We start from the raw sequence: 20,199 nt of genomic DNA, 5'->3' as shown, positions 1-20,199 counted from the left end.
TTGGGGAAACTTTTCGCCTTTTCAATGTCACAGAACAGGCACGACGAGTTAAAGCAACGACAAACCTCGGAGGCCATAATGAAAAAATTGAATGATAAACTTTACGCAGCATTGCTGGCAGGTGGGGGCCTGCTTCTACTGAACGGATGCGGGGATGACTCAAATTCAAGCCCTGCTGCCAAGCCGGAGCCCGGCAAAATCAGTCTGTTCGCCACCGACGCCCCGGTGGATGATGTCGACGCCGTCAAAGTCACCTTCAGCCGCATCGACCTCAAGCCCCGAGATGGCGACGTTATTCAAATCGACCTCGACGCACCGGTCACCATTGAAAACCTGCTGGAGCTGACCGGCAGCACTTCTCAGGAAATCATGGGCGACGTCACCGTTCCCTCCGGTGAGTACAACTGGATAAGACTCTATGTTGAAGGTGGCTTTCCCGATTCAACGGTAACCCCCGAAATCGGCAACGAAACCGATCTGTTTATTCCTGGCCAGCAGAATGGCAACAGCAATGGCAACCCGAAATCGCTGAAACTGACCAGTGGCTTTACCGTTGCTGCGGGCGGCGAGAGCGATTTCACGATCGATTTCGTGCTGCGCAAAGGCCTGGTCAAGCCCGCCAACGCCGATTACTACTTGCTTCGTCCGGCCCTGCGGCTGGTAGACAATCAGCAGGTGGGAGCGATCACCGGTAACGTGGACGGCACCGTGGTCAACCACCCCGCCTGCGCCATTTATTCTGGCTTCGGCGCAGTCTATCTGTACGAGGGCGACCTGGTCACCGCCGAACAAACCCCCGACGACGTCTACGACCCGGGCATCGCCGCCGGCAGCGATGAAGTGGACGACAGCACTACAGGGCCGCGCCCGATTACCACTGCCGAAGTAAAACAACGCGAGGACGGCAGTTACGGCTACGATATCGGCTTTGTCAGCGCGGGGAACTACAGTGTTTCGTACAGTTGCGAAGCACCGAACGACGCCCCTGAAAGTGACGATGATATCGCCTTTACGGAAACCATAGCGGTAAATGTTGTCGCTGACGCCACCACGAATGCCGACTTCAGCGAAGAACCCAGCGAAATCAGCGGCGGCGCAGAAGCTGACGCCGGTACGGGCGGCTGAGGCAAAGCACCCTCGTCTGGATACTACCAGCACAAGGGGCCGACCCTGCAGAGTCGGCCCCTTTATTCTTACCAAACCCTAGCTACCGAAACGGAAATGGCGCCAATTCGGCCTGCGTGTCCGGCGGGCATATTCCGCACAGCGGCCTGGCCAGTTGTTAGTGATTTTGCCGCCATCCCGGTACCAGCTATCGGCGACACGGTTCCACACCATCCGCTGCAGGCGGCGCTGTATTTCCCGGTTGTAATCCTGCTGCGCCTGAGCATCCACTTCAATTGTGGTTTTCGTACGCGCCATTAATGCCGCGATATAACGCGCCTGGCTCTCAGCCATCAACACAATGGAGTTGTGCCCGAGGTTGGTATTCGGGCCATACATCATAAAAAAATTGGGCACTCCGGCGCAGGCTACTCCCAGATACGCCTCGGCGCCTCCGCGCCACTTATCCGCCAGAGAGGAGTTATCCTCGGCACGAACATCAATGCCTGCCAGAAAGGGATTGGTGCGAAAGCCAGTGCCGTAGATCAGCACATCAACATCAAGTTGTTCTCCAGACTCCAGCTCGATGCCTTCCTCGTTGAGGCGCCGCACAGGCGTATCCACCAGCTGAGTATTGCCCCTTGCCAAAGCAGGGTAGTAGTCATCGGAGAACAATACCCGTTTGGCACCAACGGGGTAGTCCGGGGTGAGCTTGCGCCGAAGTTCCGGGTCGTCAATATGTCGGCGCAGATAACGCCGATTCATCGTTTTCGCCCACCACTGTAACAGCGGGTTACCTGCCATCAGCGGAAACAGCAGGACCTCGCTGCGTAACCACAACAGCAGTCGATAAAACTTTGCGGCGATTGGCAGTCGCCGCGATAGCGCCTTCTCCCACTCCCGGTAAGGGCGATCCAGCTTCGGCAACACCCAGTTCGCGCTGCGTTGCAGCACGGTCAGCTGCTTCACCAGGGGCGCAATCTGCGGAATAAACTGCACCGCCGAGGCGGCATTACCGATAACGGCAACCCGCTTGTCACGCAAATCGACGCTGTGATCCCACTCTGCAGAGTGGAACTGTGCACCGCGAAAAGCCTGTTTACCGGGTATTTCCGGGATCATTGGCCGATGCAACTGCCCCACCGCCGACACCCAGAACTGGCTGTGATACACACTGCCATCGGCACAACGCAAGCGCCAGTACCCAGCATCACCACCATAGTGCGCTTCTATCAGGTTCCGTTCGAATTGAACATGTCGATAAATATCGTATTTTTGGGCGACCTGCTTAAGGTAAGAAAATATCTGCGGCTGCTCCGACCATTTGTAGCGCCACTCTGGGTTTGGCTCAAAGGAATAGCAATACAGCGCCGAGGCGACATCACATTCCGCCCCTGGGTAGTGATTCTCCCGCCAGGTGCCGCCGACCTCCCGAGCCTTTTCAAGAATAATAAAGTCATCGTCACCGGCTTTTTTCAGGGCAATCGCCATCGCCAGGCCGGAGAAGCCACTGCCGACAATCAACGTGCGGGTGTGAATAACCTGCTGGGACATGGGTCAACTTCGCAATTTTTATGTGAATGTCTACGGGGCACCATAGCACCCTGCCACTCACAATCCTTACCCGAATACCCCTCGGGGGCTAGGCAAAACGCGCCATAATCTGTACGCAATGACGCCAGCACCATCTACCGCGGCTGTTGTCCTCACAGTTTGCGTAATGAATGCCTGAACACGCGAGCGGGCCAATGTGAGGGAGTCGCAGCCGATTCGCTGAGCCCCATCAATGACTTTCAGCCGCCCGCTGCTTGACCCTTTATGGTGGGGAGCACCGAAGGTGCTATGAGGCTTTTTTAAATACCCGCATTTCACGATTGAATCTTTTCGACACCGTCTCCATTACCTCTACGGTATCGATATATCGCTTCATCAGCATTTCCTGCTGGGCATCGCTGATGCCGTCACCTAGCGCCGCTTCGCGCTTTTTAAGGCAGGTCAAATAGGTTTGTGCATGCTCAAGGTAGGCCTGGACATTCCGTTGTGCACCGACCATATCTTCCGATGAGGCCGATGCTCCACTTGGAATCGCGGGTTCGCGCGGGCTCTCGCAGGCTGCTCTGGCCGGGGGAATAGATAACAGAGACACCGCCAGCACTGCCGCCGTAAACCTCAGGGGACAGGCTTTTATCAAGTCCATATGATGTCCTCCCAATTACATCTCAACTGCAGACCAGGACCAAAGGTCCCTCAGCCCGCACGTTTAACAAATTTACTGATAATGACGATACGGGTGCCGTTCACCCGACCTTCTATATGCAACGGATTTTCACTGAGCGATATATTACGCACTGCGGTGCCGCGCTTCGCGGTAAAGCCTGTACCCTTCACATCCAGATCCTTGATCAGAGTGACGGTATCACCGGCCTGTAGCACCGCGCCATTACTGTCGCGAGTTGGCTCTTCCTGCTCGCCTGTCGCGTCGGCAGTGACCAGTGCTCGAACTTCGTCGTCAAGGTAGACGGTTTCAAGTAACTGCTGCGCCCAGGGTTCCGCCGAAAGGCGGCGCAATACTCGACAGGACAGCACCTGTACAACGGGTTCACTGCTCCAGACGCTTTGATTCAGGCAATGCCAATGGGACACCTGCAATTCGCTGCCGTCGGCAAGCTGGTCGGTGCAGATTTGGCACAGCGCGACACTGTCACCCGCACATTCCACCGGGTACGCGCTGAGGCCGTCACTCCCGGCACACAACTCACACAGACCGCCACTCCGTTGATGCAAAACTGTATTCAGCGCCATATCACCCTCAAAAATCTGCACACTATACCTCAGCGCGCCGAGGCGGAGGCTGTTCAGCTAGCGACTGACGACCCTGTTTTGTTGCTCGCACTGGCAGTCGTTTTAACAGAACTACTTGCTTCGCCGGTACCGGCATCGCCGGACTGATCAACCGGTTTCAGCATCGGCGGGGTATCGTGCTTTTTCACCTGGCTCGCACCGATAAACTGGCCACCGGACTCAATCACCAGCTCGCGCACATTGATTTCGCCGCTCACCTGCCCCGACGCGACAATTTCCAGGCGGTCGGCATCGATCTTGCCGTCGAACACGCCGCTGACCAACACCTGCTTGGCGCTGATTTCGCCACTGAGGCGACCGCTGCGACCAATTGCAACATCACCCTCAGATTTCAGTTTGCCTTCCATTTTGCCGTCGAGGTGAAAATTATCCTTCAGCTCGACGTCGCCGGTAAGGCTGGTGCCAGCTGCGACCACCGTCGTTCGGGGAGTGCCATCTGCTTTTTTAACGCCTTTGCCAGTGAATCCCATTTAATCCTCTCTTCCTTCGTAAACAACACGTCGTAATTTTCCAAGGACCATTCCATAAACGCTCTGGGAGCCAGGCGCCGATGCAAGTGCCTCACCTCGTAATGCAGGTGCGGGGCGCTGGATAAACCGGTATTACCGCTGTAGCCAATCACATCACCTTGACGGACATAGTCACCCACTGAAATCGTGGTTTTATCAAGGTGGCCGTATACCGTAGAAAATCCAAAATTGTGGCTGAGTTTGACCATTCGCCCCAAGCCGCTCTCATGCATGCCCGCCCATTCAACCACACCATCTGCAGTAGCAAAGACCGGTGTACCAATCGACGCGCGCAGATCCGCACCGCCATGGAGCTTCATCTTGCCCAGCACCGGGTGCTTGCGCATACCGAAAAAGCTGGTGACCTTGGTTTCTTCCAGCGGATAACCACTTGGGATCGAAGTGAGCATGTAGCGCTTTTCCTGTACCGTCTGACTCGCGGTATCGAGGCGCTCGTAAAGTTCGTCTTCTGCACCGGGTTTCAAGCCCATCATTAACTCGATAGAGTCCAGCTCTTCACCCATTACCGACAGTGCCGCTGCTTTCTCCTCGACCGAGGCCTGCAGGCGCTCTTGCTCAGCCAGCAGTGCGATATTCTCGTTTTTTATCTGATCCTGGAACTTTTTAAGGCTGTACAACTCAGAGGAGAGGAAATAGATGGAAATAAAACCGCCAACAAACAGTACACCCAGCACTGCTGCGGTGGCCGCGAGGAAGCGTCGCATTAATTGGGTGAGGGTATAGTGGTGCGAACCCTCAAAACTGGTTATTGTGATTCGATACTGATCGCGCATACTGCAACCTGTTTTCGCCTTTTTCATGGGGCTGGCAATGCAGAAACTATGCCGCCAACGCCCGCTAATGCTGCACTATCCCCAATAAAATTAGGGCCTTAGCGTATAAAGAAGGGGATGTTACACAAAGATTGCGAGACGAAACACCCTAGGTACAATTACTTATTAAAATTACGCAACCTGGGAATATACCGGAAAGTGATTAAATTTCACTCAACACCCTGCCCATTTTGTGCGCTGGGTCACTTAAGGGTGCCCGTTACGTGAGCCATTACGTTCCTCTGGTCAGCCACCCGGAGTACAGCTTCCCCTTCGCCAGCAAGCATCGCTTTCCCATGGAGAAGTTCGCCCTTCTCAGTGAACTACTGAGTCAAAAGGGAATTTTACACCGCTCCAATCTATTCCGCCCCGGGAGAGCTCGGGTAGAACTGATGTCTCTGGCCCATTGTCCGCACTATATCGACGCATTCACCCACAATTCCCTCGACACCAAGGCGCTGCGCCGGTTGGGCCTCCCCTGGAGTGAAGGCTTGATAAAGCGCAGCTGGGTCGCCCCCAACGGCACCCTGCTTACCGCCCAGCTCGCACTGCGCCACGGCATCGCCTGCCACCTTGCCGGGGGCACCCACCACGCCCACCGGGACTTCGGCTCGGGCTTTTGCGCCTTTAATGACCTCGCCGTTGCAGCACTCGGCCTGCTCAACCAGGGTCGCGTGCAACGTGTGTTGATTTTTGATTGCGACGTGCACCAGGGGGATGGCACTGCAACTATTCTCGCCGAAACCCCCGAGGCATTTACCTGCTCCATTCATTGCGACAAGAACTTCCCCGCAAACAAGGCCACCAGCGACCTGGATGTAGAAGTCACTAAAGGCTGTGGCGATGACGAATACCTGGAGATTGTCGAACGCACCCTGAACCACTGTCTCGATCAGGTGAAACCCGATATTGTACTGTACGACGCCGGGGTCGATATCTACCAGGGCGACCCGCTGGGCTTGCTCAATATCAGCCTCGCCGGACTTCGACAACGGGATCGTCTGGTGCTGGAGACTTGTACACGCCGCACCATCCCGGTGGCCACCGTCATCGGTGGTGGCTACGACGACGACCGCCCGGCGCTGGTCGCTCGGCACAGTATCGTGGTGGAAGAAGCCCAGCGGTGTTTTGCTCGGCTCGGGTGAAACCATTCGCTTGCAGGGCAAGCTCCCACAAAACAACGCACCGGAGCGCCCGCACTGGAATACCACCCCTGTAGGAACCAACCCTGCTGGCGAGCTCAACATAGTTAGGTATCAGAAAACAGTCACCGTTCGCTTGCGGGGCAAGCTTCTACTAAAACACACCGGAGCGCCCGCACTAGAATACCAACCCCTGTAGGAGCCAGCCCTGCTGGCGAACCAGAGCCGGTTTGCGATGAGTGACAGAGTCGGGATAATAGCCGCCACGGCAATACCCGATCCGCCCCGATCTTCACACGCTAAAGGCGAGCCATGCAGCCCGATAATTTCGATTTCCAGTGGGACTTACCCACCCCCTTCTGTCAGGCCCTGATTGTCGAAGAGAAAGATATCGATGGTTTGGGACACACCAACAATTCTGTGTATGTGAACTGGTGCCAACAGGTCGGCTGGGCGCACTCCGTCGCACTGGGCCTAAACCTCGACCATTACCGGGAGTTGGACGCTGCAATGGTTATCCGCCATGCCGAATATGACTACATTGGTGCCACCTACCTCGGCGAGCCCTGCATCATGGGCACGTGGCTCACAGCCTGCGATAATCGCCTGACAATGGAGCGCCGCTTCCAGCTTGTCCGCCACCGGGATGGGCACACCCTGCTACGGGCCAAGTGGCAACTGGTGAGCATAAAACTCAGCAGCGGTCGCGCTCGGCGTATGCCGGAGGAATTCAAACACTGCTACGGCGCCGCGGTCATCCCCTCCCCCAGCATCAGCCTGGCAAAGTGACTCGCGGTGCCGCGAATGCGGTTTTGTGTGTAGAATGACAAAAACTTCCGATATAAAGAGAGACTGACGTTGAGCCAAGCCTATTCTGAACATCCCGCCATGTTCCGCAACAAGCCCTTTAGCTTCATTCTTTGCGTCTTACTCTGTGCCGTGGGCATCGGCATTCTGATTCTTTTGTACTGGTATATGAAGTGCAAGGCCACCAAGCTGGAAATTAACGACAACGAGGTGATTCTCGAGCAGGGCCTGCTCAGCAAGGATCGCACCGAACTGAATGTCTCCGGCATCCGTACCGTTAAAATCAGCCAGTCCTTTATGAACCGCATCTTCGGGGTTGGCACCCTGGCGATTTATACCGCTGGCGACACCGCCGAAGTTCAGGTTAGCGGCATGCCGCGACCCGAAGTGTTTCGCGATTTGGTAAAATCCTCACAGGCCGAGGGTTGAAATGACCGAAGACCAGCAAAAAAGCCTGAAGATGCTGGCGGTTGTTGCCGCCTTGCTGGTATTGCTGGGGCTGGCAGTGGCCTTGACGATGCCCCTGCTCAGCGGCTTTATCGACACCCATTTCGCCCCCGGCTTGGGAATGCGTGATGCCGCCGTCATCTCTTTCTTTGTGACGGTGATTACCCTGGTCGTCTTTGCCGTAGCGGCGGGCGACGGTCTGCTGGGTGAACTGCAATTTATCCTCGGCGGATTTTTCAGCTTTTTCCTTATCTTCTGGCTGATGCTCGCGTGGATTTTCTAGTCCACCCCGGTTAACCCTTTTTCCGCGAGACCTCTGCCGTGCTGGAACTCAGTGACCTCCTGCTGCTTTTATTGGTGTTTGCCGCCCTGCTATTAACCTGGAGCAGCCTTGGCGCTCGCGAGCGAGCGCTGATCGCCGTACGTCATCACCTGAAAAATCAAGGCCTGCAACTGCTCGACGACAATGTCGCCCTGCGCGCCCTGTGGCTAAAGCGCAATCCACAGGGCGAGCTGAAATTCTGGCGACGCTATCACTTCGAGTTCAGTTCACTGGGCGACGAGCGCTACCAGGGCCGCATTATTCTGCTTGGCCAATACACCGAATCCATCCACCTTCAGGCCTACCGCCTGCCCGACGAGAGACTGCACTGAATGCGGGGACACGGCCACAGTAACTACGATGAAAACCAGCCTGTCAGCTGGGCCACCCTGCGTGAGCTGACGCCTTATCTACGCAACCATCTGCCGCGCATATTGCTCGCCCTGCTATGTCTGGTTGCGGCGAAGGTAGCCAGCGTCGGTCTCCCCTTCGCACTGAAACACATCGTCGATTTTCTCGACACCAGTGGCACCAACAGTCTGACTCTGGTGCCAGTTGCCCTGCTGCTGGCCTACGGTGGCCTGCGCTTTGCCAACGTGCTGTTTGGCGAATTGCGCGACACGATTTTTGGTCGCGTGACCGAACGCGCCATGCGCAGTATTGGCCTGACCGTGTTCAAGCATTTGCACACACTGGACCTGGAGTTCCACCTGAACCGACGCACCGGGGGGCTGTCCCGGGATATTGAACGGGGCACCAACGGCATCAGCTTTCTGCTGAGATTTATGGTGTTTAATATCGTGCCCACCTTTATTGAAATCGGCATGGTGGTGGTACTACTGGGCTGGCAATACAGTGTTTATTACGCACTGATCGTGCTTGTCGCAGTAGTCAGCTATGTCGCGTTTTCAGTGTGGGCCACCGAGTGGCGCACCGGCTTTATCCGCCGGGCCAACGCCGCCGAATCTCGCAGCAGCAGTCGCGCGGTAGACAGTCTGCTGAATTTTGAAACGGTTAAATATTTTGGCAATGAGCAGTACGAAGCCCAGGCCTACGACAGTGAACTGGAAAACTGGGAACAGGCGCGACGCCAGAATCGCCTGAGCCTGTTTGCCCTGAACGCCGGGCAAGCGCTTATCATTGCTACCGCCCTCACCGCAGCAATGATGCTCGCCGCCAAACATACCCTCGGCGGCGAGATGAGCATCGGCGACTTTGTTCTCATCAATGCCTTTATGATGCAGATTTTTATGCCGCTGAATTTTCTCGGTTTTGTCTACCGGGAAATGAAGGGCTCGATGGCCAACATCGAAGCCATGTTTGCCCTGTTGCGCCAGCAACCCCGAGTCCGCGACCGCGATAGCGCCCCCGACCTCAAGGTAAGCAAGGGCGAATTGCGCTTCGACCAAGTGCGCTTCAACTACACCGACGACCGCGCCATACTCAGGGATGTCAGTTTTACTCTGCCGCCCCGACACAAGCTCGCCATCGTCGGCAGCAGCGGCGCGGGCAAGTCCACGATTCTCAAGCTGCTGTTCCGCTTTTACGACACCAGTGGTGGCCGAATTTTAATAGACGATCAGGACATCAGTCAGGTTAGCCAGCACTCACTGCGGGCCTGTCTCGGCATCGTTCCCCAGGACACAGTGTTGTTCAACCAGAGTATTCGCGACAATATTCGCTACGGTCGTCCCGCCGCCACTGACGGGGAAGTTGACAAGGCCATCCGCATGGCCCACCTCGACGGTTTTATTGCCAGCCTGCCGAAAGGTGCAGACACCCTGGTGGGTGAGCGCGGCCTGAAGCTGTCTGGCGGCGAAAAACAGCGGGTTGCCATCGCCCGTGCGATTCTCAAGGACGCGCCCATAATCGTCTTCGATGAGGCCACATCCTCCCTCGACAGCAGTTCGGAGCGTGCCATACTCGACGCCATCCGCGACATTTCCCGCAATCACAGCATGTTGGTCATAGCCCATCGCTTGTCGACGATCGTCGATGCTGACGCTATTCTGGTATTGGACGAAGGCAGAGTTGTCGAACAGGGGCGACACGAAGATCTGCTCGCAGCAAGAGGACACTATGCCCACCTGTGGGCTGTGCAGCAACGGCACGACAACGATTGATACGACGCGCGGTAGAGGCAACAGGCAAGCCGCACCGCGGCATCACACACAAGTCATTCATTTATCGACGAGGCGCAACATGAACAAGCTCATCGCACTGGCGGCACTTTTGCTACTGGGTTTACAACCCGCTCTGGCCCAGCAGGGCAGTATTGAACCGGAATTCGACAAGCCCTATATCTCGGTGTACGGCACGGACACCTGCTGGTATACCCAACGAATGATTACTGACCTGAAGAAGGCCAATATTGCCTTTAATTACAACAACCTGGAGGACACCGCTACCGCGAGCAAACTCCACGGCAAAATGTACGCGGCAGGCATTTCCACCAAACGCTATAACCTGCCAGTGGTGGATGTCAGCGGCACCCTGACAGTGCGCCCGGAGTCCGCTGAGGTCATCCGTCAGTTCGAGCAGTAACAGGCTTACTGCCAGCCCGGCTCCCAGGTTTTGGCAAACGCGGGGCTGGCCCAGCCCGCGGGAAACGCCGCGGGTGACATCTGCTCACCACCGGTAATCATATCGCCCTTGTCGTCGTGGTATTTCAACCAGGTTATGGTGGGCTGCCAGGCCTGTGGCCGCTTTGACCAGTCACATACCCCTGTGGCAAAGGTTTGTTCCAACCGCTGCCAGTCGGCCTCCTGCCATACCAGGTTACCCAGCCCGTAATCGTCGTTGCGACTAAAGGGGCGCAGCTGACACTGCACCTGATCGCCAAACCTGTCGTCACCCGCCTGGGTGCGCGGAGTGCCATACACCATCATCGCTTCTTCAGAGCACATTTCGCCTTCGGCATCGCCGCAGCGGTCCTGAACGGTAGCGGGTTTGTTAGCGATCACTTTTTGCGCCAAAGGTGTATCACTGGTATCTGATTCAATGGCATCCAGCCACTCAGCCATCGCCAACAGCGACTCATTCATAAAATTGGGGTCGCCAATCAGTGCCGTAGGGCCGCCCCAGTGTACGAAATTATCCCGGTGCCCAAATTCCCGTTCCAGCCGCCAGCGCACCCAGTATCCGTGCACACTGTCGTGGGCCGCCCCCGGATCGGGGCCAGTCATATTGATAATCGGCACGGTGTCCATATTAACAATGGTGTTCAGTATGCCGGTGCGATAGGCATTGGGCAGCGCTGGATAATCCGCTTTCAAGCGCTCTGTGGTCACATTCAGGCTGGGATCAAGGCCACCGATACCGGTATTCAGGGCAACAAACTGCGCCGGGGTTATCAATCCTTCCCGCAGGGGAATCAGGCCATACTGAACACCCTCGTTTCCAAGGGGAAAGCCGGCAAAGGCATAACCCAGATCTTTCTCCAACTGCGACCAACGGTCGCGGGGATCCTCTGCAGGAAAGCGCTCGCGCTCGCCGATCATGTTTTCCATAAAGGTGAGCACATCACAGCGCACACCGGTCGGATTGTCGGTTTGATGAAAGCGCTCCTCGGCGCTGACGCCGCCGCACTCGGAAGCTGGCTGAACCGCCTCGGCAAACAGCGCCGTGTCAGCCAGCGACGCATTGACGATGCCGTTGACGTGGCCGTAGATTTCATTCTGCTGGCTCACCGTGTACGAGGTGCCATCGCGGGCAACAAACAACTGATCGGGGTTCTGGGGATTCTGCACACTTTCGGTACTGGTGCGGAAATAGCGCAACAGCATGTGGTAGTCGGCAAACTGAGTAGCCGTGCTCATCACGTCCGGGTATGTACAGGTGGTCAATAAACCCTGATACAAACCCGGGTAGGCATTGGCGATCATATTCTGGGTAATCGCCCCGCCGGAACACCCGGTGCCCACCGTGTAGCGCAACTCTCCGTATTGTTCGACAAAGCGCTCCTTGGCCATCATCAGCGACTCCGCCTGATAGCTCAGATTACAGTTGTGACCAAGATTCAATTGGGCCGTGGACAGCACCGACCAACCCAGGCTCAGGGCCGTTATATAAGACTGTTCGATGGCCGGGTTGCCGGGAATGGTTCCGGCATAGTCATCGGTGCGTGCGGAGCTGGTGTCGTAGTTCGCTCGGCAGTTGCCGCCATGGGTCACCAGCAACCGTCGATTCCACTGGGATTGGGGCTGGGCCGGCGTCCACGCTTCGTCAAGTTTGTGCAGGGTGAAAATAACGTATTGATCCCGAGCCTGATAGCCAATTTCCTGGCGCACAATAAAAGGCAGGCTTTCACCGCCGTCGGTGGTAGTCATTGCCACATCATTCGGCGGGTTTTCAGGGTCGTAGGGCTGCAAGCCGGGCTGCGACGAATTGCTCGACTTGTACAGCCAGCGGTATTCCACCGGCTGGTGGCACAGCTCATCCACAGCCCCGTCCTGACACTGCCAGGGCTGAATGTGCGGACCGGTAAACACCGGGCCGCCTGCGGGGTGATTGGTGACCGTGAGGCTATTGCCAATATTGGCACTGAGGGTGTTTTCGCCAACACTCAAGCCGTCCACCAGTGCCAACAGACGCAGCGGGTCATTGGGGTCCGCCTCAAGACCAGACGTCACATCCTCGCCATTGCGCCGCAAAATCAGCTGGTCTTTGGCCTCGGCAGTCGCCAGGCGAACCTCCAGCAACACATCGCCGCCCGACAATAAATCGGGCCGATTCGACAACACCTTGATCGTTGCATCGCCGCGAGGCACTTCGCCGCCTTCTGGCGCGGGAGCCGATACCCCACCACTGGGTGAACTGCCACCGCAAGCTGCCATAGCCATTACCAGCAAAGACATTAGAACGTATAACTTCACAGACATTCTCCCTGACGCCAACCGCGCCTGACTTCTTATAATTCTCTCGATGCTCACTGTATCGCAGTAGTTTTCAGTGTCAACTTACATGTATAGACCGTCACATTCCCCGACCACCCTCGGCAATATACCGCCCCACACGCTGACGAAATTGGCATAATGGTGCCGGGCGACCACCTGCCCATAACCACGTCATCGTTACGTCACAACGACGCAATCACTACAAGGACGCCCAGGCCAGCCGATGAATAACACCCACGACCTTCGTCTGATAATCGAGTCGCGCATCCCCATCATTGTCATCGAGAGCTGGGAAGAGCAGCGCGCCCTCGCTCTGCTGAGCAAAATCGGCATCCAGCTGGCGCTGCCGGTATACGCCTGGTCGGCCACTGAGGGCATCCAGCGCGCCGATTACGACAACACCGCCAAGCTGCCTCACACCGCTGCCCCCGAGGTGGCATTGCGTCATATCCGCAGCGGCAATGAAGCGGGGCTCTATGCGCTGTGCGACTTTCATCCCTACCTGCAAGGCGAGCCGCTCAATATTCGGCTGATTAAAGAAATCGCCATGTCGGCGGAAAGCTCCGGCAAGCGGCTGATTTTCATCAGCCATGCCCTGACCATTCCCGCTGAATTCAAACGTTTCAGCGCGCGGTTTTCCCTGTCTATGCCCGAGGATCACAAACTGCTCGCGGCGGTACACCGCGAGGCCCAGGAATTCGCCAAGGCCAAGGGGCGCAAAGTACGCACCGACCGAGACGCCCTGAACAAGCTGGTCAGCAATCTACGCGGCCTGCCACTGGAAGACGCCCGCAAATTGGCCCGAGGCGCGATTTTTCACGACGGCGCCATTACCCACTCGGATATTCAGGTGGTTAATAAAGCCAAATTTGAATTGCTGGATATGGACGGCGTACTCAGTTTTGAATACGACACCGAGAACTTCGCCAACGTCGGCGGCCTCAGCCGCCTGCGCGACTGGCTAGGCAAGCGGGAACAGGCCTTTCAAAGCAGCGCGAAGGACTCTCCGAAGGGCATTATGCTGGTGGGCGTCCAGGGCGGAGGCAAAAGCCTTGCCGCCAAGGCTGTTGCCGGATTGTGGGGGCTGCCATTGCTGCGCATGGACATGGGCGCCATGTTCAACAAGTTCTTTGGCGAATCCGAGCGCAATGTCCGCGACGCACTGAAACTGGCTGAAACCATGTCGCCCTGCGTACTGTGGATCGACGAAATAGAGAAAGGTATTGTCGCCGATGACAACGACGGCGGCACCGCCCGCCGGGTACTCGGCACCCTGCTCACCTGGATGGCCGAGCAGCGCAAACCGGTATTTATGGTTGCAACCGCCAATGATATTCAGCGCCTGCCGCCGGAACTGATCCGCAAAGGCCGACTCGACGAAATATTTTTCGTTGACCTTCCCTCACAGGCTGTTCGCGAAGATATCTTCCGCATTCACCTGGCAAAGCGTGAACACGACGCCAACAGCTTTGACCTACCGGCCCTGGCCCAGGCCGCCGAGGGCTTTACCGGTGCTGAAATTGAGCAGGCGGTGGTATCAGCTGGCTATACCGCCCGCGCGAGGGAGGAGTCGCTGAGCAGCGCCCATATTATTGGCGAAATAGGCAACACCGTGCCGCTATCCATCACCATGAGTGAGCAGCTGGCCGCACTGCGTCACTGGTGCCAAAGCCGGGCTGTGGCGGCCGATTAAGCAACGCAGATCACCTCAGGAACAGCAAGCACTCCCCTGCTGAACTGGCGGGCACTTTACCGAGCCATAGGAGCAGAACACACAGCAGTCACCTGCCAGAGGTCTCAGCAAGCGATGACAGGACTCGCAGTCGTAAAACCACTGGCAGGCGTCGACCGGCATCTGCTCCCGTTTTTTGTAGCCACAGGCGGGACAGGTGATGTCCGATTCGAGAATTATCGACGACATGTTGCCACCTGTGCGGGTTTGAAAATATCGACAATAGCAACGACAAGCATCAATACCAACCCGCCATAGAATAGTGACGTGCTCCATGAAAATTCCCAGAGCGGATACAGGGCCAATAACACCGCAACCGGCCCTGCTACCGACATCAACCCTCGGTATAAAGCACCATGATTTAACCAGCCGACAAGATTCAGCACCAGAGAGATCAGCGCGAACATTGGCAGCAAGGTATTGATGAACAGCCCCTCATAGCGCGCCAAAAACCCCAGACCCAGTGCCGCCCCAAGCGAACCCAGCGCAGGAAAGCAGCCCGCACAACCCAGCGCACTGACCAGCACACCAAGCCCCCCTGATTTTTCTGCCGCGCCGAGTAATCTCACGATCAATTCCCCCATCAAAATGGCAGCGTAAACCCTTGTGCAGGCTTCAGAGTCAAGCAAAACCCGACGATAAAACACCATCCCAAACACCGGCATACTGCACAGAGCCAATCCGCGGACTGCCACAACTCTCACCGATGCCCCGATTATTAACAGCCAGAGGGGCCACCGTGGGGCAAGCCAGAACTCTTCACACCTGATTCAATTGCCGCTATGTCGCACTACTCTTGCGCATGTGCCGTATTATTTATCCGCCCGCTGGGCATTCTTGTGACGCCAATGTTGCGCAAAAAAAGGCGCGCCTGTTGCCAGAACGCGCCTTGGTGTGCAGCCTGTCGCGACAAGCTGTCTAGAGCTTTTTAGTGCTTTGTCGAGCCTCGTAGGACGAGGTGGTCTGTCCGGGATAGGCGGGTGACATCGTCACTTGCACCTCGTCCAGACGGGGTTTCACTACAATTTTACCGTTCACGTCTTTATGTACGCTGCAGCGATAGTGGTACTCACCCGGTTGCTCAAAGGTATGAGTATAGGTGTTGCCCAACCACGGACTGGTCCAGATACGCGAGCCCATCACCCCATTAAAGGTAATATCATGGGAAATTTCGTCGTAGTTGGTCCATTTTACTCGTGAACCCGCAGGCACCGTCAGTACCTGAGGCTTGGCGTGAAAGGTTGAGATATACACGTCCAGAGGCTCGGTAAGCGGCGCCGGGCGTTGTTCCGGTGCCAGCACCACAGTACCGACCAGTTTCATTTCCACCCGGCGGTTCAGCGCGCGTCCCTGGGAGGTGGCGTTATCCGCAATGGGTATATTAAAGCCATAGCCCCTGGGCACCAGCTGGGCGGGATTCACCCCGGCGCCAACCAGATAGGACTTTACCGACGCCGCGCGGTTTTGCGACAGCGTCAGGTTATACAGCGAAGACCCCACGGAGTCGGTGTGCCCCTGGATCTCCACCTTCACGGTGGGATTATTGCGCAGCTCATACACCAGCTGATTTAGAAAATTAATGGAATCGGCACGCAGTTGCGCCGAGTCGGTTTCAAAGTGAATTTCCCGCAAGACCAGGGTATCACCCTGCTGACAGCCGCTCAGCGAGAGCGGTTGCCCGTCGCTGGGTGGTCGACAGGTGGCGCTTTCAGCAAACGCCAGGGTGCTGGCAAGCAGCGTGGTAAAACTGATGATTAAAGCAAAACCTGATTTTCTCATATGCCCCCCGATCACCGAATGACTGCCGTGGGCCAACCGTGCAGACAAGCCTTGCACCGGTTCGCCACAGCACCATGCGGAGTTCGTTAATTCAGCCATAAATGGCCGTTGTTGAAGAAAGTCCCACGCCAGAACAGCGCGAAGACACAAAGGAAATTGCAAGGAGTGTGCCTATCTTGAGCGACATGCTCTGCAATCCGCACGCACAACATCTGTGCGGAAAAATGCCCCGGATTGAGGCTAAATCAACCTTCATCATATGAGGATAACCATCGGTCACATGCCGGCCCTGCTTGCCCAGGGTTTCCGTTACAATGGCAGGCGTGTCACTCGCCCCTAATCTGAATTGGAATTCGCCATGCCCTTGCAGCCCTGCGACAATTTGCGCTGCCCCATTGACCAACACCCCATGCAGCAAACCGAGCGTCAGTGGCGCTGCCCGAGTGGCCACAGCTTTGATATTGCCCGGCAGGGCTATGTAAACCTGCTGCCCGTACAGAACAAGAAATCCCTGGACCCCGGCGACAGCCGTGAAATGGTGGATGCGCGGCGCGACTTTCTCAATGGCGGGGCCTATCGCGCTATTGCCGACGCTATTGTCCATTGGGCCAATACGGCCATACCACCGCAACAAGCCTTGCGAATACTCGACGCCGGCTGCGGAGAGGGCTACTACCTCGCTGAGCTGTGCCGCGCGCTCGACCATCCTCGGCGGCAGATTCAAGCCTGCGCGCTGGATATATCCAAATGGGCGGTACGCAGCGCCATGCAGCGCGACCGTGGTTTTACCGGCATTGTTGCCAGCAATCGCGCCGTACCTTTAGCCGACGCCAGCCAGGACCTGCTCCTGTGTTTGTTTGGTTTTCCGGTATTCAGCGAATTCGCTCGACTGCTGAAACCCGGCGCCCATCTACTGATGATCGACAGCGGCCCCGACCACCTGATTGAGCTTCGTCGCGCCCTCTATGATGAGGTCAGCAGCAAAGCCTCCAGCGGCGGAGACCTCGCAGAGGAGCAGATAGGCCGCAAAGTCGCGGAGCAACGACTGACCTTTCGTACCCGACCGCTGCCCGCCGACACGCTGGCACAGCTGTTGCAAATGACACCCCACTACTTCCGTGCGACCGCCGCCGCACGGGAACGGGCGCTGGCACTGCGCGCACCTGAAGTGAGTGTGGATGTCACCCTGCGGGTGTATCAGAAAACCGTCATCGCGACCCCGTAAACTATTGGATTAACCAATAGCGCGGGAACCGCCTACACCCGCGCAGGCCCAAGCAAGACACTGCCAACAATAAAACACACTGTCGGGGCACTACATGCAGCAACTCAATGGTATAGACACCTTTTTCGTCCACCACGAACGCCCCCACGCGCCAATGCACATCGGCGCGATGCTGGTTTACCAACGCACCAACAACCCCACCCACATAGATGGGCTGTTCGGCGAAATTCGCCAGTTGTTTGCTGACCGGCTCCCCCTGTCACCGATTTTCCGCCGCAAGCTGGTCGAACTGCCTTACCAGATGGACCGCCCCTGCTGGATAGAAGACGCCGACTTCCAGCTCGATCGCCACCTCCATCAGGAGCCCCCGTGTACGGGCGACCGAGACGAATTGCTCGCCCGAATCGCCGCACTGCACGCTGAGCCGCTGGACATGGGCCAGCCCCTGTGGAAAGCCCACCTGATCGACGGCCTTGGCCCGAAGCAGGGCTACCCCCGCAACAGCTTTGCCCTGTATGTAAAAGTGCACCATGCCGCCATGGACGGTGTCTCCGGCGCCAATATTCTCGCCGCCGTCAATGGACGCACCCCCGGCGGTTTCGACCCCGTCATCGATGACTGGCAGCCAGAGATTTCGCCCCAACCTCTGGAGCTGGCCAAACGCTACTGGCGTCGCAGTGTGGAAAAGCCTGTGCGATTTGTCGCCCAGGCCAGCCATGTGATTCCCCGCTTGCGAAAATTAAAGCAGACCAGACTTGATCCAAGCCATCAACCGGATATCAACTGGCAGCGCTCCCCGTTCAGTGGTCGCATTTGCCATCAGCGCCAGATCAGCCGGGTGTCGTTCAATATGGACGAGATCCGCGCCCTGCGCCGGGTGTTGCCCAGCACTACGGTTAACCACGTTATTCTCTGTATCGTCGGTGGCGCACTGCGCCAGTATTTGATCGAAACCGACCAACTGGGCAGCGAACCGTTAAATGCCCTGATTCCAATGAACGTGCGCAACAAGGATGACGCCGCGGCGGGCAATGCCATCAGTCTGATGCTTGCCAGCACTCGCAGCGATATCGCCGACCCACTGCAACGCTTGCAAGCGGTGCGCGATGCCGCGAAATCGGCCCGGGCAAGCAGCGAAATACTCGGCAAGCGCAGTCTGGGCGAACTCATTGACAATGTCCCGGTGGGTGTAGAGAAGTTGCTGCTCAGCACCCTGTCGGCGCTGGCCCATTGGCCCGGCGGCGTGCCCAGCCCGATACACACCATCGTGAGCAATGTACCCGGGCCACCGGTGCCCATGTACCTCAGCCATCACCGCTTGGTTGATATGATGGGTTTAGGTATCCTGATGGACCATATCGGACTGTTTCACGTTGCCAATAATTATGAAAAAACCATGAGTATCAGCGCACTCAGCTCACCCCGCAGCCTGACTGAACCAAAACGTTACGAGCGTTGTCTACAGCAGTCTTATGACGAGCTGAAACGCGCTGCGCTGCCACCAGGATCTTGAAATTTGCCCACACAAGCCCAACCTCTGACAGCAGCTTGTCTATTATAAATTCGATTAAGGGACGACCCGATGACTGAACACCAGGCCATCGGCCAATTGCGAGATTGGCTGAATACACAGATTATCGGCCAGGAAAACCTGATTAATCGCCTGCTCATTGCCCTACTGGCCAACGGCCACCTGCTGGTGGAAGGTGCCCCTGGGCTGGCCAAGACCAAGGCTATCAAAACCCTTTCCGACGCGGTGGAAGGCAGCTTCCAGCGCATTCAATTCACCCCCGACCTCCTCCCCGGCGATGTCACCGGCAGCGATATCTATCGCCCTGAAACCGGCAGCTTCGATTTCCAGCAGGGGCCGATATTCCACAACCTGCTGCTGGCCGACGAAATCAACCGCGCCCCCGCCAAGGTGCAATCGGCGCTGCTTGAAGCCATGGCCGAAGGTCAGGTGAGTGTGGGCGGCAATACCTACCGTTTGCCGGAGCTGTTTCTGGTGATGGCGACCCAGAACCCCCTCGAGCAGGAAGGCACTTACCCCCTTCCCGAGGCACAGCTCGACCGTTTTCTAATGCATGTAAATGTTGGTTACCCCGACGCGGCTGCCGAACTGAGTATTCTGCGCGCGGTGCGCGCCGAGGACCAGGGCGAGCAAAGCACTCCACCGGAAATCAGTCAGCACAGCTTGTTTGCCGCACGCCGTCAGATTCTAAGCCTGCATATGGCTGAGCCAGTCGAGCAATATCTGGTGCAACTGGTGGTTGCCAGCCGCGCCCCTGGCCAGCTCGACGCCGAGCTGGCGGAATGGATCGACGTCGGTGCCAGTCCCCGGGCCACTATCGCCCTCGACCGCTGCGCCCGCGCCTACGCCTGGCTTAACGGGCGGGACTTCGTCAGCCCCGACGATGTTCAGGCCATTGCCCACGATGTATTGCGCCACCGCCTGATTCTCAGTTTCAACGCCGAAGCCGATGGCGTAGCGAAAGACACGGCCGTCGACCGCCTGCTCAGCGTTGTTCCCGTCGCATAGGGC

At 57.0% G+C, this 20,199-nt stretch carries 21 protein-coding genes; 12 read left to right on the top strand and 9 right to left on the bottom strand.

What is annotated here, in order from left to right; translation table 11 throughout:
- The first annotated feature begins 78 nt into the window (after positions 1-78).
- On the top strand, positions 79-1,125 hold the full coding sequence (locus HCU74_RS18780) for a DUF4382 domain-containing protein (RefSeq protein ID WP_168451973.1): 1,047 nt from the start codon (positions 79-81) through the stop codon (positions 1,123-1,125).
- Between the two features lie 78 nt (positions 1,126-1,203).
- On the opposite strand, the gene HCU74_RS18775 is transcribed toward HCU74_RS18780, so the two are convergent.
- The 5 genes from HCU74_RS18775 to HCU74_RS18755 form a co-directional block, all read right to left on the bottom strand.
- Positions 1,204-2,658, bottom strand: a complete 1,455-nt coding sequence (locus tag HCU74_RS18775; protein WP_168451972.1) for a flavin-containing monooxygenase — start codon at positions 2,656-2,658, stop codon at positions 1,204-1,206.
- A gap of 286 nt (positions 2,659-2,944) precedes the next feature.
- A complete protein-coding gene (locus HCU74_RS18770; protein WP_168451971.1) occupies positions 2,945-3,301 on the bottom strand; it encodes a hypothetical protein in 357 nt (118 codons plus the stop codon).
- A 50-nt stretch (positions 3,302-3,351) separates the two neighbouring features.
- Entirely contained in the window at positions 3,352-3,906 is a 555-nt protein-coding gene (locus HCU74_RS18765) for a PhnA domain-containing protein (RefSeq protein WP_168451970.1), read from the bottom strand.
- A gap of 53 nt (positions 3,907-3,959) precedes the next feature.
- Positions 3,960-4,382 (bottom strand): polymer-forming cytoskeletal protein, encoded by a 423-nt coding sequence (locus tag HCU74_RS18760; RefSeq protein ID WP_168451969.1) that lies wholly within the window; start codon positions 4,380-4,382, stop codon positions 3,960-3,962.
- Positions 4,340-5,269, bottom strand: coding sequence for a M23 family metallopeptidase (locus HCU74_RS18755; RefSeq protein WP_168451968.1), 930 nt, complete (start codon positions 5,267-5,269; stop codon positions 4,340-4,342). The genes HCU74_RS18760 and HCU74_RS18755 overlap by 43 nt, the downstream gene beginning before the upstream one ends.
- A 263-nt stretch (positions 5,270-5,532) precedes the next feature.
- Between HCU74_RS18755 and HCU74_RS18750 the strand changes: the two genes are divergently transcribed.
- The 7 genes from HCU74_RS18750 (at position 5,533) to HCU74_RS18720 (ending at position 10,570) form a co-directional block, all read left to right on the top strand.
- Positions 5,533-6,453 (top strand): histone deacetylase family protein, encoded by a 921-nt coding sequence (locus HCU74_RS18750; protein WP_345889717.1) that lies wholly within the window; start codon positions 5,533-5,535, stop codon positions 6,451-6,453.
- Positions 6,454-6,762: 309 nt separating this feature from the next.
- Complete coding sequence (locus tag HCU74_RS18745) at positions 6,763-7,239, top strand: acyl-CoA thioesterase (protein ID WP_168451967.1); 477 nt, start codon at positions 6,763-6,765, stop codon at positions 7,237-7,239.
- A 69-nt stretch (positions 7,240-7,308) separates the two neighbouring features.
- Positions 7,309-7,686, top strand: coding sequence for a PH domain-containing protein (locus HCU74_RS18740; RefSeq protein ID WP_246864723.1), 378 nt, complete (start codon positions 7,309-7,311; stop codon positions 7,684-7,686).
- 1 nt (position 7,687) lies between these two features.
- Positions 7,688-7,987, top strand: a complete 300-nt coding sequence (locus HCU74_RS18735) for a hypothetical protein (protein WP_168451966.1) — start codon at positions 7,688-7,690, stop codon at positions 7,985-7,987.
- A gap of 38 nt (positions 7,988-8,025) precedes the next feature.
- Positions 8,026-8,358 carry a DUF3301 domain-containing protein gene (locus HCU74_RS18730; protein ID WP_168451965.1) on the top strand — a complete coding sequence of 111 codons (333 nt, stop codon included), beginning with the start codon at positions 8,026-8,028 and terminating at the stop codon, positions 8,356-8,358.
- Positions 8,359-10,149, top strand: a complete 1,791-nt coding sequence (locus tag HCU74_RS18725; protein WP_168451964.1) for an ABCB family ABC transporter ATP-binding protein/permease — start codon at positions 8,359-8,361, stop codon at positions 10,147-10,149.
- Between the two features lie 79 nt (positions 10,150-10,228).
- Positions 10,229-10,570, top strand: coding sequence for a hypothetical protein (locus HCU74_RS18720; protein ID WP_168451963.1), 342 nt, complete (start codon positions 10,229-10,231; stop codon positions 10,568-10,570).
- A 5-nt stretch (positions 10,571-10,575) separates the two neighbouring features.
- Here the strand turns inward: HCU74_RS18720 and HCU74_RS18715 are convergent, their stop codons facing one another.
- Complete coding sequence (locus HCU74_RS18715) at positions 10,576-12,900, bottom strand: DUF6351 family protein (protein WP_168451962.1); 2,325 nt, start codon at positions 12,898-12,900, stop codon at positions 10,576-10,578.
- Positions 12,901-13,144: 244 nt separating this feature from the next.
- On the opposite strand from HCU74_RS18715, the gene HCU74_RS18710 reads away from it, so the two are divergent.
- A complete protein-coding gene (locus HCU74_RS18710) occupies positions 13,145-14,614 on the top strand; it encodes an AAA family ATPase (RefSeq protein ID WP_168451961.1) in 1,470 nt (489 codons plus the stop codon).
- A gap of 15 nt (positions 14,615-14,629) precedes the next feature.
- On the opposite strand, the gene HCU74_RS18705 is transcribed toward HCU74_RS18710, so the two are convergent.
- From HCU74_RS18705 to HCU74_RS18695, 3 genes are all read right to left on the bottom strand, one after another.
- Positions 14,630-14,842, bottom strand: coding sequence for a GDCCVxC domain-containing (seleno)protein (locus HCU74_RS18705; protein WP_168451960.1), 213 nt, complete (start codon positions 14,840-14,842; stop codon positions 14,630-14,632).
- Positions 14,830-15,348, bottom strand: a complete 519-nt coding sequence (gene merC / locus HCU74_RS18700) for an organomercurial transporter MerC (protein ID WP_345889716.1) — start codon at positions 15,346-15,348, stop codon at positions 14,830-14,832. Before merC ends, HCU74_RS18705 begins: the two co-directional genes overlap by 13 nt.
- 223 nt (positions 15,349-15,571) lie before the next feature.
- Complete coding sequence (locus tag HCU74_RS18695) at positions 15,572-16,531, bottom strand: OmpA family protein (RefSeq protein WP_168451959.1); 960 nt, start codon at positions 16,529-16,531, stop codon at positions 15,572-15,574.
- Positions 16,532-16,790: 259 nt separating this feature from the next.
- Between HCU74_RS18695 and HCU74_RS18690 the strand changes: the two genes are divergently transcribed.
- From HCU74_RS18690 to HCU74_RS18680, 3 genes are all read left to right on the top strand, one after another.
- Positions 16,791-17,657 (top strand): putative RNA methyltransferase, encoded by an 867-nt coding sequence (locus HCU74_RS18690; protein WP_168451958.1) that lies wholly within the window; start codon positions 16,791-16,793, stop codon positions 17,655-17,657.
- A 94-nt stretch (positions 17,658-17,751) separates the two neighbouring features.
- The gene (locus tag HCU74_RS18685; RefSeq protein ID WP_168451957.1) at positions 17,752-19,170 is read left to right on the top strand and encodes a wax ester/triacylglycerol synthase family O-acyltransferase; all 1,419 of its coding nucleotides are present in this window, start codon (positions 17,752-17,754) and stop codon (positions 19,168-19,170) included.
- A gap of 69 nt (positions 19,171-19,239) precedes the next feature.
- On the top strand, positions 19,240-20,196 hold the full coding sequence (locus tag HCU74_RS18680) for an AAA family ATPase (protein WP_168451956.1): 957 nt from the start codon (positions 19,240-19,242) through the stop codon (positions 20,194-20,196).
- The last annotated feature ends 3 nt before the right edge of the window (positions 20,197-20,199 follow it).

Source organism: Spongiibacter thalassae (assembly GCF_012272835.1).
Lineage (GTDB): Bacteria > Pseudomonadota > Gammaproteobacteria > Pseudomonadales > Spongiibacteraceae > Spongiibacter > Spongiibacter thalassae.
This window is presented reverse-complemented; position numbering and strand designations above follow the sequence as displayed.

Coding starts and splice junctions, on each gene's coding strand:
- HCU74_RS18780 (WP_168451973.1), top strand. CDS start 79: ATGAAAAAATTGAATGATAAACTTTACGCAGCATTGCTGGCAGGTGGG.
- HCU74_RS18775 (WP_168451972.1), bottom strand. CDS start 2,658: ATGTCCCAGCAGGTTATTCACACCCGCACGTTGATTGTCGGCAGTGGC.
- HCU74_RS18770 (WP_168451971.1), bottom strand. CDS start 3,301: ATGGACTTGATAAAAGCCTGTCCCCTGAGGTTTACGGCGGCAGTGCTG.
- HCU74_RS18765 (WP_168451970.1), bottom strand. CDS start 3,906: ATGGCGCTGAATACAGTTTTGCATCAACGGAGTGGCGGTCTGTGTGAG.
- HCU74_RS18755 (WP_168451968.1), bottom strand. CDS start 5,269: ATGCGCGATCAGTATCGAATCACAATAACCAGTTTTGAGGGTTCGCAC.
- HCU74_RS18745 (WP_168451967.1), top strand. CDS start 6,763: ATGCAGCCCGATAATTTCGATTTCCAGTGGGACTTACCCACCCCCTTC.
- HCU74_RS18735 (WP_168451966.1), top strand. CDS start 7,688: ATGACCGAAGACCAGCAAAAAAGCCTGAAGATGCTGGCGGTTGTTGCC.
- HCU74_RS18725 (WP_168451964.1), top strand. CDS start 8,359: ATGCGGGGACACGGCCACAGTAACTACGATGAAAACCAGCCTGTCAGC.
- HCU74_RS18720 (WP_168451963.1), top strand. CDS start 10,229: ATGAACAAGCTCATCGCACTGGCGGCACTTTTGCTACTGGGTTTACAA.
- HCU74_RS18710 (WP_168451961.1), top strand. CDS start 13,145: ATGAATAACACCCACGACCTTCGTCTGATAATCGAGTCGCGCATCCCC.
- HCU74_RS18705 (WP_168451960.1), bottom strand. CDS start 14,842: ATGTCGTCGATAATTCTCGAATCGGACATCACCTGTCCCGCCTGTGGC.
- HCU74_RS18695 (WP_168451959.1), bottom strand. CDS start 16,531: ATGGCTGAATTAACGAACTCCGCATGGTGCTGTGGCGAACCGGTGCAA.
- HCU74_RS18690 (WP_168451958.1), top strand. CDS start 16,791: ATGCCCTTGCAGCCCTGCGACAATTTGCGCTGCCCCATTGACCAACAC.
- HCU74_RS18685 (WP_168451957.1), top strand. CDS start 17,752: ATGCAGCAACTCAATGGTATAGACACCTTTTTCGTCCACCACGAACGC.
- HCU74_RS18680 (WP_168451956.1), top strand. CDS start 19,240: ATGACTGAACACCAGGCCATCGGCCAATTGCGAGATTGGCTGAATACA.